Genomic DNA, 13,511 nt, shown 5'->3' with positions numbered 1-13,511 from the left:
ATGGGAGATGTGCCCATTGGATAGTCTGATCGAGCGTGTTGCCGCGCTTCAGGATTCTACCCCTGTTTTTATTGCATTGTTTGATGCCGAAGATCGATTGAGGCATGGCAACCGCGCATTCCGCGACACTTTTCAGCTGAACGACGACGATTTCCCCACATGGGCGGAAATCATGCGGCTGAACCACCGCATGGGCACCGGTGTCGTGATCAAGAGTGCCGATTTCGAAGGTTGGCTGCTGTCGGCGCAATCGCGACGTGGCAAGCTGCCATACCGCGCGTTCGAAATGGACCTTTACGACGGGCGCTGGTTCTGGATGACGGAAACTGTGCAGACCGATGGCTGGATGCTGTGTGTTGCAAGCGATGTGACGGAACTGCGCCAGGGATATAGAACGTTGCGGCAGGACCGCGACCTTGCCGTTCGCGCCTCCCAGACCGACGAGTTGACCGGCACGGCCAACCGGCGCTTCGTATTCTCCAAGCTGTCGTTGCAGATGGACCGTTTCAGGGCTGGTCTCGAAGGGTCTTTTTGTCTGTGCACGATGGATATCGATTTCTTCAAGCAGATCAATGACCGCTTCGGGCATCAGGCCGGTGACGCAGTTCTTCGCGATTTTGTGCGCACAGCCCATTCGGTCGTTCGCAGGGTGGACTGCTTCGGCAGGATCGGCGGCGAAGAATTCATGCTCGTCATGCCGCGCTGCTCCATCGTCGAGGGCAACGCCATCGTTGAAAGGTTGCTTGAGCGGGTGCGTGACTCACGCCCGTTCGTCAATCTTCAGGAGTTTTCCTACAGTTGTTCCGCTGGCCTGACAGTTGCAAGGGCCGGAGACAGTGCCGATGACGTCTTCATGCGGGCTGACCGCGCGCTCTATGAGGCAAAACAACGAGGCCGCAACAGGCTTCTATCCATTCCGGCCTAGGCCCAGGGTGACGAATTAGACGAGTTCCGCCGCGATGAGGCCGTGCAGCGAATTGCCAACGAAGAGCCGTTTGCCTGCAAGGTCTCCGGTCTTGAGAACCTGGCCACGCGCTTTCCGTTCACGGATCAGATCGGCGCGCAGAACGCCCGGCAGGATGCCGCTGTCGAGCGGCGGGGTCAGCAATTGTCCGTCCGGCATTTCCACGAAAAGGCTCGTCATGGATCCTTCGCAGAGTTCCCCGCGCTCATTGAGAATTAGAACTTCGTCGACGTCCTTTTCGGAAAATTCAGCCCGTGCGGCATCATAGGGTTCACGGCGGGATGATTTGTGACGGTAGAAGGTATCGGACGAGTCCAGCCGCGTTTTTTCCGCAATCCTCACCCGCCAGACGTTTTCGGCTGGCAGAGGTTCGAAAGGGCTTGTCGCGATGTCGAGTTCGCCCTTGTAGTTCATGACCACCGTGACGCAGAGTGGCGTTTCACCGCTGACTTCCTTCTCGAGTGCCTTGAGGGCGTTGGCCGGAGGGCGGAAACCGAGTGCATCGGCCGAACGCAGAAGACGGCGCATATGTTGGTCGATCCGCTGAAAGCCGCTCTGCGGCTCCCATCGGATCGTTTCTCTCAGGGTCAGATCAGCAGGTTTGCGCTTCATCCGTCTTGGGTCCGGCGTTCAGGGCGGGATTCGTTGCCCTCATTTGAACCGGCAAAGCTTGTCCGAAATGGGATTGCTTTGCCGGTTTGAGATTGTGTCGTCAGTCCTGCTTGTCCAGCGATTCCAGCTCGTCGATCAATCCTTCGATCATCGAAAGCCCCTTGTCCCAGAAGGAAGGATCAGTGGCATCAAGGCCGAAAGGCTTCAGAAGTTCCGAATGATGTTTGGTGCCGCCCGCTTTCAGCAGCTCGAAATATTTAGCCTGAAATCCGGTTTCCGCCTTCTGGTAGACTGCATAGAGCGAGTTTACCAGGCAATCGCCGAAGGCGTAGGCATAAACGTAGAACGGCGAATGGATGAAGTGCGGGATGTAGGTCCACCAGCTTTCGTAACCTTCCGAAATCCGGATGGCAGGACCAAGGCTTTCGGCCTGAACGGAAAGCCACAATTCGCCGATCTGTTCTGAAGTCAGCTCACCCTGTTTGCGGGCGGTGTGGACCTTGCGCTCGAATTCGTAGAAGGCGATCTGGCGCACGACCGTGTTGATCATGTCCTCCACCTTGCGGGCGAGCATCGCCTTGCGCTCCCTCCGATCCTTCGTGTCATCCAGCAGTTTGCGGAATGTCAGCATTTCGCCGAACACCGAGGCGGTTTCGGCAAGCGTGAGCGGCGTCGAGCACATCAACGCGCCTTGGCCGCCCGCCAGTACCTGATGGACGCCGTGGCCGAGTTCGTGGGCAAGCGTCATGACGTCACGCGGTTTGCCGAGATAATTGACGAGAACATAAGGATGCGCCGACGGCACCGTCGGATGCGCGAAAGCTCCGGGCGCCTTGCCGGGACGAGCGGGGGCATCGATCCACTGCTCATCGAAGAAGCGGCGGGCGATATCGGCCATTTCAGGCGCGAAGGCGCCATAGGCCGAAAGAACCGTCTCCTTCGCCTCGTCCCATGGGATGATCGTGTTGGACGTATCGGGAAGCGGCGCGTTGCGATCCCAGAACTCCATCTGTTCCATGCCTAGCCATTTGGCTTTCAGCGCATAATACCGGTGGGAGAGACGCGGATAGGCTTGCTTGACTGCGGCTGCGAGTGCGTCGACCACCTCGCGTTCGACACGGTTCGCCAGATGGCGGCTGTCGGCAATGTCTTCGAACTTGCGCCAGCGGTCGGAAATGTCCTTGTCCTTGGCAAGCGTATTGGTGATGAGCGTGAAGACGCGCAGATTTTCCTTGAACGTAGCGCTCAGCGCGTCCGCCGCTTTCTTGCGGGTTTCCGTTTCAGGATCCTGCAGCATGTTGAGCGTCGCTTCGAGCGGCAGGCTCGCGCCGTCAATGTCGAAACGAAGATCCGCCATCGTCTCATCGAAGAGGCGATTGAAGGCGGCGGCACTCGTCATCGACTTTTCAAGGAAGAGCTGCTCCAGCTGATCGTCGAGCTGGTGCGGTTTGTCTTTTCTGAGGTCGACCAGCCAGGGCCGGTAATGTCCAGCCAGCGGATCGTTCGCCATGCAGGCGTCCATCACGGCATCATCGATACGATTGAGTTCCAGCGTGAAGAACAGGAGATGGGAGGAAATGTCCGTCAGCTTTGCCTGCGCATCGCCATAGAGCTTGCCGTTGGCCGGATTGGATGTGTCGGAAAAATAGGTAAGGCCCGCAAAGGAACCGATGCGACCGAGCAGATCGTCGAGAGCTTCATATTCCTTGAGTGCAGCACCTATGCCGTCATTGCCGGATACCTTGGCTGCGGCCTCAAGTTTACCTTTCCACTTGCTCTCGAAGGTCTTTGCCAGAGCCTCCGCCTTTTCGAGGGCGCCCTTGTATTCCGCCGAATCCGCGGAGGGATAAAGATCGGACAGCTTCCAGCCCGGCAGATCTCCAAGCGCTGGATTGGCGTTTTCCGCAATGGAAAAAACGGGTTGGCGGATCGAGCGGTCGAGGGTCATTGGTTATTTCCTTCCTGTCATGCCTGCAAAGCATATGGGCATCCTGTTTCCCGCAGGGATGACTAAAATGCAAGCAATTCTCAAAACTGGATGTTCAAGTCTCGTGTGCCAGAGTGCTGCAAAAGGGACTGTATGAAGCAGGTCCATAAACCGGAAACCGGAGCCAAAAATGACCGCGCATGTTCTCGTTATTGACGATGATCCCGTTCAGCGCCGCCTGCTCAAGAATGCGGTGGAACGTTATGGGCACTCTCCCATGCTCGCCGAAAACGGCAAGGTGGGGCTGGAGCTTCTCAAGCAATATGGCGGTGATATCAATGTGGTCGTCCTTGATCTGATGATGCCCGAGATGGATGGCCTCGGGTTCCTGAAGGCAATTGGCGAGCTCGGCTCGGATGTGCCGGTCATCGTTCAGACGGGGCAGGGCGGTATCGATACCGTTGTTCAGGCCATGCGCGCCGGTGCTTTCGATTTCGTTGTCAAACCCGTTTCACCGGAAAGGATTGGCGCAGCCATCGCAAATGCGCTGAAACTTGATCAGCGCGAGGCAAAGGCCCGCACCGGTCGGCGCAGCCGGAGCCATGCCGTGAATTTCAGTGATATCGTATCTGCAAGCCCGGAAATGCTGCGCGTCATCGAACTGGCGCATCGCGCGTCACAATCCAGCATTCCGGTGGTTCTTGAAGGTGAATCCGGTGTCGGCAAGGAAATGGTCGCTCGTGCTATCCAGTCGGCTGGTGACCGTGCCAGCAAGCCGTTCATCACGGTCAACTGTGGTGCGATCCCGCACAATCTGGTTGAGAGCATCCTGTTCGGGCATGAAAAGGGCGCCTTCACAGGTGCGACCGAAAAACATGTCGGCAAGTTTATGGAAGCTGATGGCGGTACACTTTTCCTCGACGAGATCGGCGACCTGCCGCTTGAGGTTCAGGTCAAGCTTCTGCGCGCCGTGCAGCAGGGCGAAATCGAAACCGTCGGATCCGCGCGTGTGCAGAAGGTGAATGTCCGGCTTATCTCTGCGACAAACAAGAACCTGATCGATGAGGTGAAGGAAGGACGATTCCGTGAGGATCTCTATTATCGCCTCAACGTCTTCCCCATTACCATTCCGGCGTTGCGTCGCCGCAAGGAGGATATTCCGCATCTGGCGCGCGTGTTCGCGGAACGTTTCTCAGCGGAGCAGAAACTGCCGCGTCCGATCGGCCTCAATGCCGGTGCGCTTGCGCTTCTGACTGCCTATGACTGGCCCGGCAACATCCGGCAGCTCGAAAATGCGGTTTTCCGCGCGGTGGTTCTGTCTCAGGGTGAAGAGCTTACGGATGCCGATTTTCCGCAGATTGCCTTTCAGGTGCCAGAATTCGCATCTCAGAGCGAATTCGATGAACCTCTTCGTCTCGTGTCCGCTCCGTCGCTCAAATCCACTTCCATGACGTCGGCAGCGTCTGGTGGCGAAAACCGGAAGATGCAGGACGACGAGCAGCCTGATGACGCCGAACAGTCCACGACGATCTATCGTGGTGGAACTCTCATTTCGAGCACGGACGATACCGGCAACGTTCGCAAGCTGGCGGAAATCGAGGAAGAGCTGATTCGTTTCGCCCTGCGCTTCTATCGTGGCCAGATGAGCCAGGTGGCGCGAAAACTGGGCATCGGCCGCTCCACGCTCTACCGAAAGTTGAAGGATTACGGCATTGATCCTGATGATCCACTAAGAGACGTGGCATGATCCCGCAAAACTTGCGTTTGCGGCCACAAGGGCAGATTCGTTAACTTCTGAGCAAGGATATCCGCTTACCGTCTATAAACCTCTTGTTAGTGGTCGATTCACTATATAGAGGAAGGTTGTCTATGTGTGGCAATTTTGCCATCGTGTCACCGTATTTGACGTTCATTTGAGACAATGTGACAGAAATTGTCTTCAGGCGGGGATCGAATTGCCATATCTGCATCGGAATATCGCGCTATCAGCCAAGGTCGCGCGCGGCTTGATCAAGGATATATGCACGAAGCTGCCGGCCCGCGCTGTCACCTTTGCCTGCCTGATGCTCGCCGCAATGCCTTTCGTAGGAGTCTCGGCGACGGAAGCCGCCGCCGAAACACGTAGTCTCAAACTCTACTACATCCATACACGCGAGAAGGCGGTCATCACCTTCAAGCGCAATGGCAAGTATGATCAGAAGGGCTTGCAGGAACTTAACCGATTCCTGCGTGACTGGCGTCGCAACCAGCCCACGCGGATGGATCCTCGTCTTTTCGATCTTGTATGGGAAGTCTATCGTCGCAGTGGCGCGACTGACTACATCAATGTCGTTTCGGCTTTCCGTTCACCCGAAACCAATGGCATGCTGCGCTCGCGCACCAAGGGTGTAGCGGAAAAAAGCCAGCATACGCTCGGCAAGGCCATGGACTTCTATATTCCAGGTGTAAAGCTTTCGCGCCTGCGTGAAGTCGGCATGCAGTTGCAGATCGGTGGCGTCGGTTTCTATCCCTCATCCGGTTCTCCTTTCGTCCATATGGACGTCGGTGGCGTTCGTGCATGGCCGCGCATGAGCCGTCAGGAACTCGTTCGGATTTTCCCGAATGGCAATACGCTGCATCTTCCGTCTGATGGAAAGCCGTTGCCCGGTTACGAACAGGCTCTTGCCGATTATAAGAAGCGCGTCAGCTCGTCGTCCGTTCAGGTCGCCTCCAGCGCGGGTGCTGGACCGGCAGAATCCGGTGGCGGCAAGCGCAGAACCCTTCTGCAGACACTTTTCGGTGGCGGTGGCGACGAAAACGAAGATGCAGACAGCATCGCAGCGCCAGCACCCGCGGAGCGTCCTGCCGTGGCCAGACCGGCTGCACCGCAGCCCTCCGAGCCTCAGGTTGAGCAGCCGGTTGCCGTTGCATCCGCAGAACAGCTTCCCGGTGTAAGTGCTCCGCTTCCGACTGCCCGTCCCGCCTTTGGCAACCAGCCTGATGGCGCTGGCCTTGCAACGGCGCTCTATTCTCCGGCCCGCAATGCAGCGCAGGATGCGTTGCAGGCGGCAACCACACCAACCCCCACATCGGCTCCGGCTGATCGCCAGCAATTTGCCGATCTCGCTGCGGTATCCGTTCCCGTACCGACCCTTCTTGGCCCTCGCGGCATGAGGGGAGATGCGGAAGGTGGCGTGCTGACGGCGTCCGCTGACGCAATGACACCTGCTATGGCTGGTGAGCTTGCAGCAGTGCCTGTTCCTGCCAACCGTCCAGCCGTTGCAGAAGCGCTGCTCGCGGCTGCTAATGCCGACGCGGAAAACGAAGACGATCTCGCGGAAGCGCAGGAAGATACGCTGTCTCCGACGGTGGTTGCGGCTCTCGAGCAGAGCAGCCAGGCGTCCCGTACGCAGATCCAGGCCGCATCCACGCCAACGGCCGCTCCATTCCCGACAGCGGCACAGAGGCCAGCCGCTCCCCCTGTCCAGACCGCCAAGGCTGAACCGATGAATGGCTTTGGCGACGCTTTCGATCCCAAGCCATCCAGCAATGGTGGCCTGAGTGCAGGCCTGCCTGCCAAAGGCGGTCGTCCGAACAGGGAAGACGCTGCCGTCTCCCAGCAGGCCATGGTCGGTGGCGGTCGCCTGACGCAGAACCTTATTTCCGACTGGGCTCTCAACCAGAGCAAGGGGACGACAGCCCGCTCCGTCAAGGCGCCGCGCGTTGTGGCAAACCGCATGCTCAGCCACGACACGGCTTCGGCCTCCACGGCAAGCTTCAAGCCCGGCGCGATCGCGATTGACTCCAGCCGCTTCAGCACACCTGTGAAGATGCACTGATCGATCGGTCGGTCTGAATTTTTCGCCAGCGCTCTCGTTGCCACGGGACGCTGGCGAATTCGTTTCGTGACCTCTGTTCTGGCGTCCTGCGATTGTATCGTGATGTCTTCGGCGGCCCCAGCGGGGGACGGTGCTTGGTGAGCCGGTTCAGCAGATTGAGCCGATATCCTTTCGGAATACCCCAGCCGCCGGGCGCCGTTTCATCTTTGCACGTAATATTTGCTGGCTAAAATCAGCGTTACGTCTTCGCCGTCGGGGAGCAGTTTGACGAGTTTTCCTAACGGACGGAAAATATGGGGAAAAGGCAAGCCTCGGAGAAAATCATCGGCAATTTTTCAACAGATACATTTCTGCATTTTCCGTTTTCAGATTCTTAAAAAGCCGGTACTAATATTTGCTCTGAGATTGCATTGAGATTTTCATTCAGCCTGAAGCAGACCAGAGGGCCGAAGTATGAGAAGTCCCCAATCAACGTGGCCCACTGCCAAACGTTCGCTACCGGCTACCGAGGTTTCAACAGACAGACTTTTTCTCTTCGACCGTCATTTCAATTTAATCGAACCCAGTTCGGTCGCGCTGGGGGCGCTTGGGCTTAATGAGGGTTTTTCCCTACGGCAACTGTATCCTCATCTGGATATATCGGTTATCGCTGCTCATCTGAGGTCGGGCAATGCCGCCCCTTTACGCCTCAGTCATGATCTGGGCGACGGCCACTTCACGGATCTCACCTTTTATTCCATCGGGGACATGCTCGGCATGGTGCAGTCGCACCGAAGCCTGGATGACGACGAGCGTGCGACGCTTTTGCACCAGGCAACGCACGACCCGTTGACCGGCCTGCCCAACCGTCGGCAGTTCAGCAGCGATCTTAGTGAAGCTCTGTGTGGCATAGAAGGAAATGACCGCGCAATTTCACTGATGCAGCTGGACCTTGATGATTTCAAGCCGGTCAACGACACGCTCGGTCATCCCGCTGGCGACAAGCTGCTGCAGTTTGCAGCAAGCCGCATCAAAAGCTGCATAACGAAGGAGGATCAGGCCTATCGCCTTGCCGGGGATGAGTTTGCCGTCATCGCGCGTGGAGATGGGCACCCGGGACGGAGCCGGGAACTGGGAGAGAGGCTGGTCCACGCGTTCAAGGAGCCGTTCACGCTCGATGGAATTGCGGTTTTCGTCGGAATAAGCGTGGGAATTTCGATTGCTCCGCGCGACGGTGCCGATCCCGAAAAACTGATGAAGGCTTCCGACATCGCCCTTTATGCCGCGAAAACAGAAGGCAGGGGGCGGGCAAGCACTTTCGATGCCACGATGCTCTACATCATAGAACAGCGTGAGCTTCTGCGGCGCAGCTTGAGGATGGCTCTGGAAAACCGGCAGTTCCTCATCGAGTATCAGCCCATCGTCGAAACAAGTGGTGTGGTGGGCTTTGAGGCGTTGCTCAGATGGGAGCATCCGTTGCTCGGGACGATTCCACCTTCCGTCTTCATTCCGATGGCCGAAGCGGATGGCCTCATGCCCGAGATAGGGCTTTGGGTTCTGGAGCATGCCTGCCGTGAGGCGCTCAACTGGCCGGCAGACTTTATCGTCGCCGTTAATGTTTCCCCTGCCGAGTTTCTTTCCAGCGGCCTGACCGACCGTATCTCCCAGACGCTTGACGAGGTGGGCCTGCCCGCAGACCGGCTCGAGCTGGAAATTACCGAAAGCGTTCTGCTTGAAAGGACCGTGAACAACCTTGATACGCTGAATACGCTCAGCGTTCTGGGAATCCGTATCGCGCTTGATGATTTCGGAACGCAGTATTCATCGCTCAGCTATCTGAAGAACTTTCCTTTCGACACGCTGAAGATCGACAAATATTTCATTCTGGATCTCGAGGGCAATCCAAAAAGCCGCGCGATCATACGCGCCGTTGTCACGCTGGCGCACGATCTGGGCATGCAGATAACCGCCGAAGGCGTCGAGACGCGTGCACAGGCACAATGGCTCTGGAATCTGGGGTGTGATCGCATTCAGGGTTTTCTGATCAGCGGGCCTCTTTCCGGTGGCGTCATAGCGACATTCCTGCAGGCCCCGCAACCGCAACTGGGACATGTCTTTCTGGAATGAACGTCGCGTGTGCCCATCACGCTCAGGTCGTGGTGATCGAGGTGATTTGACCTTAGTGGAGCCAATATGGATGTGACAGCAATCAGCTCTCAAGGAAACGCATTCGAGCCAATGGCCGCGCTGGAGATAAATGCGCGTCTGCTGAAATCGGAATGGTCGCTTTGCGACAGGGTGGCCGAGTATCTCTCCAGTATCGCAGGTCAATCTCATTCTGATGCCGCGCGATATGCAAATTTTGTTTCTGTGATGGTCAACGAACTCATAGAGTTCGCATATCGTGCGACGCTGGATGCCGGAACCATCAAGTTTGAGGTTCATCAGAGTGCGGAGCACGTTCGCGTGGACATCAGCTTTTCGTGTGCCCAGAATGTCTGCGAGGCGGCGGTTTTCGCCATTTCCGGTGACGGCAGGGAAAAGCAGGTTCATCCTGCAGTTGGAAGAGTAGCAGATGATGTTTCCCGTGTGGTGGAGTTTGCAAAGGTATGTCTGGTTGACCTGACCGCACGGAGCCGATTGCCTGACCGGATAACCATTTCGGCAGCGTTTCGTCGGGCCGAGGATTTTCAGTGAGCCAGCTTACCGCACAGTTCGACCCTACAAATCAGGAAATCGCGCTCGTCGGCAGGATGCGGCCGCGCCTCCCGTCTGATCTCAACGCAGTTCTTGCCATTGTGCGAGACAGTCTTGTTGCGTGCAACGGTGTCGTCTATCTCAACGTCAAGCGTCTGACGCACATCAACCGAACCGCTTTCGACGCTTTGAGCGACGTTCTCGTCGCCGGATGCCACAGCCGGCCCGATCTCAAGGTCATCATCGTCACCTCCAGCGTCATCGCATGGTCGATTAAGCTGTTCGACACGTTGACGCTACGAGCGCCCAACCTGGATGTACAGGTCTATGACTCCGCGTTCTATCCCGGGCAAACCTTCGTGGAGGATGAGAGCTTCATACCGATTTTGCGGACGCAGACCAAAATGACCTGGCGGCACGAGCGGGAAATTCTCGTGCGGCACGGGCTGAAAAGAGGCGTGGCCGTTGCCGATATCTGTTGCGGAATAGGGGATTTCGCAACTCTCATCCAGAAGGAATTCAGTCCCTCTCGCCTGGTGGCTCTGGATCATTCGAAGCGCAGTCTTGAATATGCACGCCGGGTTGCCGCGGATTTCGGGCTCAAGACCATTGAATATACCTATGGTGACGCTTCGCAGATGCTGCTGGAGGACAATCACTTCGATTTCGTCACATGTCGGCATTCCCTTCAGATTTTCGACCGGCCCGATATTTTGCTGAGTGAACTCAAACGCATCTGCAAACCGGGGGGCAGGGTCTACATCACCAACGAGAAGAACTCTCACTGTCTTGGAGAACCGCATTCCGAAACAATCAGATGGACATATAACGAGGTCGCAAAACTGTTCGATCACTTTGATATGGATGTTGAACTAGGCCCGAAGAGCAGGCGTCTGCTGACGGATGCTGGCTTCGATGACATAAAAGTGGAGTGTTTCATGGTCACCAACCTCGATGGCGACCCGCGCGACTTCGCCGACGTGATCGAGGCCTGGGAAAACGTCTATGCGGGTGTGATGGCTGTGCGAAGAGGAGATTCACCAGAGTTTATCCGGAAATTCCGCCAGGGTTTCAAGGACCATGTTCTGGCTGCGCTGCATCCTAAGGGCTACGCTGGCTGGCCAATCTGGGCGGCATCGGCACGGAAGCCGTACTGATGGAGAAAACACCGACAAAGCAAACCTTCCGTTGGGGCTCCTTTCGGGCAAAATTCATTCTTCTCGTTGGCGGAGCCGTTCTGTTCGATCTGCTTGTTAGCGGCGGACTTGCTCTATGGAACGTACAGAGATTGTCCCGGGACGCGACCGCCGAGGTCGGTCATGGGCTGGAGAATGCCAGTCAGGATTACATCCAGACCTACGCGAACTCGACAGCGGCGCAGGTGTCGTTACTGCTCGGGCAGGTACACAGCGAAGTCACCACACTTGCAGGCGTTCTGCAGGCGGAGATCGACGATCCCGTACGCGCTGCCGATATTGGCGCATCTGTAGCGAGGCATTCACCCGACAGCGTGCGTCTGGCTTATGATCCAGTCGGCGGCTGGGCGCAAAATCCTCCGGGTAGCCCATCGGTTGTCAGCGTCTGGGGTTATCTGCTGGGAGCCGACAAGTTACCGCGCCCGGATGTTCAGGCAGACGTCGAGGCAAGCGCCATCCTCGATATCGTGGCTCCAAGCCTGCTGAAAAGCGGCTCCGCGAAGTTGCAGATGTATTATATCGGGCCGAAGGAGCGGCCAATTTTCAGGACTGCCCCCTACACAGATCAGGCGCAGACGTTCGACCGTCTCTATCCCGGCCATAATGACGCGAATTTTTGGGACTTCTTTTTCCCGGGCCTCTACGAATCCTGGCAAGGCTGGGCAGAAGAACCCGCGCGGCATCCGGTCAACGAAGACATTACCCAGACGGCACCGTATACAGACGCCATTACCGGCAAACTCATCGTCAGTTTCTTTCATCCGCTCTGGACGGCTGACCGGAAAGGCGTGGCGGGAACGGTGGGTGCGGATATAACGCTCGATCAGCTGGCCGCGATTGTCGAGAATGTAAAGGTCGCGCAGTCCGGTTTTGGCTTTCTCGCCATGTCGGACGGAAACGTCATCGCAATCAACAAGGCGGGTGAAGCGACCATAGGGCTGAACTCCGCAAGCGGTGGCAAAGGCAGCGGTGTCACAGGCGTCGAGCGATCTCTGAAAGCAAGTAGCCAGCCGGAGATCGCGAAGCTCGCGGCAAGTGAGCAGGAAGGTATCAGACACATCTCGCTCGATATGAACGGCAGCAAGGTGCCCTTTCTGGTCATCATGAAAAAGCTGCGGCCAAGCAATCTCTGGTCATCGGGGCCAGTGAGGGCGGAAGCCATGTCGCTGGGGATCGTCGTGCCGGAGCAGGAGATCTACGCGTCGCTTTTCGCCGCGCAGGGCAAGATCACCGAAGCGACGAACCGCATCGTCGCATATCAGATCCTCGCCATCCTCGCCTCCCTGATGATCGTGGCCGTGGCGGTGCTCGCAGCCTCCAAGCGCATCACGGGAGGTGTCACGGCTCTGGCGGATGCAGCGCAACGCATCCAGGCCAAGGACTACTCGGTCCGTGTCGCGGTAACCAGCCGGGATGAGGTTGGCGAAGCCGGTGATGCTTTCAACAAGATGGCCGAAGAGATCAGCTATCATACCGAAAACCTCGAGCAGCTTGTCAGTGAGCGGACTGCCGAGATCGAGGAAGCCAAGGAGGAAATTTCAGCCCTCAATGCCCAGCTTGAACGGGAAAACCGGCGATTGGGAACGGAACTGGCCGTGGCCGAGCGGATCCAGATGATGGTCCTTCCCCTGGCGTCGGAGCTTGAGGCCGCGAAGAGACTGGACGTTGCGGCCTATATGAGAGCTGCGGAAGAGGTTGGAGGAGATTATTACGACGTTCTTGAAAACGGCAATCGTCTGAAGATCGGCATTGGTGACGTTACCGGTCACGGACTGGAAAGCGGTGTGCTGATGCTGATGGTACAATCCGTTGCACGCGCGCTTCAGGAGGCAGGCAACACAGATCCGCTGAAATTCCTGACGGATCTGAACAGCGCCCTGTTCAAAAACATCACACGGACGAAGATCGACAAGCATATGACCCTGGCGTTCCTCGATTACGATGGAAAAGAAATGATCCTGTCTGGTCAGCACGAGGAGGTTATCGTGGTGCGATCAAATGGAAAGCTGGAACGCATAGACACGATGGACCTCGGATTGCCGATCGGGCTTGAGGCAGATATCGCGCCATTCGTGCATTCGATGAAAATTCCCTTTGAACAGGGAGATTACATCCTGCTCCACACGGATGGCGTGACCGAAGCGGAAAACAGCGCCGGAGAGCTTTTTGGAATCGACCGGTTATGCGCGGAGGCAACCCGTCTGAAAGGCGAGAGCGCCGATGCTGTCGTTTCCGGGATCGTGGATACCCTGATGGCATATGTCGGAACGCAGAAGATTCATGACGACATCACCCTCCTTGTATTGCGGCATAGGTGA

9 protein-coding genes are annotated in these 13,511 nt (G+C 57.0%); 7 read left to right on the top strand and 2 right to left on the bottom strand.

Going from position 1 to position 13,511, the window contains the following annotated elements; genetic code table 11:
* Positions 1-16 precede the first annotated feature (16 nt).
* Positions 17-925 carry a diguanylate cyclase domain-containing protein gene (locus tag N7578_RS01620; RefSeq protein ID WP_311108574.1) on the top strand — a complete coding sequence of 303 codons (909 nt, stop codon included), beginning with the start codon at positions 17-19 and terminating at the stop codon, positions 923-925.
* A gap of 15 nt (positions 926-940) precedes the next feature.
* Here the strand turns inward: N7578_RS01620 and N7578_RS01615 are convergent, their stop codons facing one another.
* On the bottom strand, positions 941-1,576 hold the full coding sequence (locus N7578_RS01615) for an aminotransferase class IV family protein (RefSeq protein ID WP_311108573.1): 636 nt from the start codon (positions 1,574-1,576) through the stop codon (positions 941-943).
* Positions 1,577-1,676: 100 nt separating this feature from the next.
* Positions 1,677-3,524, bottom strand: a complete 1,848-nt coding sequence (locus N7578_RS01610) for a M3 family oligoendopeptidase (RefSeq protein WP_311108572.1) — start codon at positions 3,522-3,524, stop codon at positions 1,677-1,679.
* A gap of 169 nt (positions 3,525-3,693) precedes the next feature.
* Here N7578_RS01610 and N7578_RS01605 point away from each other — a divergent pair, with 169 nt between their 5' ends.
* The 6 genes from N7578_RS01605 to N7578_RS01580 all read left to right on the top strand — a co-directional run bounded on the left by N7578_RS01605 (position 3,694) and on the right by N7578_RS01580 (position 13,511).
* Positions 3,694-5,250 (top strand): sigma-54 dependent transcriptional regulator, encoded by a 1,557-nt coding sequence (locus N7578_RS01605; protein ID WP_311108571.1) that lies wholly within the window; start codon positions 3,694-3,696, stop codon positions 5,248-5,250.
* Positions 5,251-5,458: 208 nt separating this feature from the next.
* Positions 5,459-7,321, top strand: a complete 1,863-nt coding sequence (locus N7578_RS01600; protein WP_311108570.1) for a DUF882 domain-containing protein — start codon at positions 5,459-5,461, stop codon at positions 7,319-7,321.
* A gap of 453 nt (positions 7,322-7,774) precedes the next feature.
* On the top strand, positions 7,775-9,427 hold the full coding sequence (locus N7578_RS01595) for a bifunctional diguanylate cyclase/phosphodiesterase (protein WP_311108569.1): 1,653 nt from the start codon (positions 7,775-7,777) through the stop codon (positions 9,425-9,427).
* A 66-nt stretch (positions 9,428-9,493) separates the two neighbouring features.
* Positions 9,494-9,997 (top strand): hypothetical protein, encoded by a 504-nt coding sequence (locus N7578_RS01590; protein WP_311108568.1) that lies wholly within the window; start codon positions 9,494-9,496, stop codon positions 9,995-9,997.
* A 56-nt stretch (positions 9,998-10,053) separates the two neighbouring features.
* Positions 10,054-11,154: a class I SAM-dependent methyltransferase gene (locus N7578_RS01585; RefSeq protein WP_311110021.1), complete on the top strand. Its 1,101-nt coding sequence runs from the start codon at positions 10,054-10,056 to the stop codon at positions 11,152-11,154.
* Positions 11,154-13,511, top strand: coding sequence for a SpoIIE family protein phosphatase (locus tag N7578_RS01580; protein ID WP_311108567.1), 2,358 nt, complete (start codon positions 11,154-11,156; stop codon positions 13,509-13,511). The genes N7578_RS01585 and N7578_RS01580 overlap by 1 nt, the downstream gene beginning before the upstream one ends.

Source organism: Agrobacterium tumefaciens, assembly GCF_031801495.1.
Lineage (GTDB): Bacteria > Pseudomonadota > Alphaproteobacteria > Rhizobiales > Rhizobiaceae > Agrobacterium > Agrobacterium tumefaciens_K.
Note: the sequence above shows the minus strand (reverse complement) of the source record. Positions and strands in the feature narration are given on the sequence as shown.

Coding starts and splice junctions, on each gene's coding strand:
- N7578_RS01585 (WP_311110021.1), top strand. CDS start 10,054: ATGCGGCCGCGCCTCCCGTCTGATCTCAACGCAGTTCTTGCCATTGTG.
- N7578_RS01615 (WP_311108573.1), bottom strand. CDS start 1,576: ATGAAGCGCAAACCTGCTGATCTGACCCTGAGAGAAACGATCCGATGG.
- N7578_RS01605 (WP_311108571.1), top strand. CDS start 3,694: ATGACCGCGCATGTTCTCGTTATTGACGATGATCCCGTTCAGCGCCGC.
- N7578_RS01595 (WP_311108569.1), top strand. CDS start 7,775: ATGAGAAGTCCCCAATCAACGTGGCCCACTGCCAAACGTTCGCTACCG.
- N7578_RS01610 (WP_311108572.1), bottom strand. CDS start 3,524: ATGACCCTCGACCGCTCGATCCGCCAACCCGTTTTTTCCATTGCGGAA.
- N7578_RS01580 (WP_311108567.1), top strand. CDS start 11,154: ATGGAGAAAACACCGACAAAGCAAACCTTCCGTTGGGGCTCCTTTCGG.
- N7578_RS01590 (WP_311108568.1), top strand. CDS start 9,494: ATGGATGTGACAGCAATCAGCTCTCAAGGAAACGCATTCGAGCCAATG.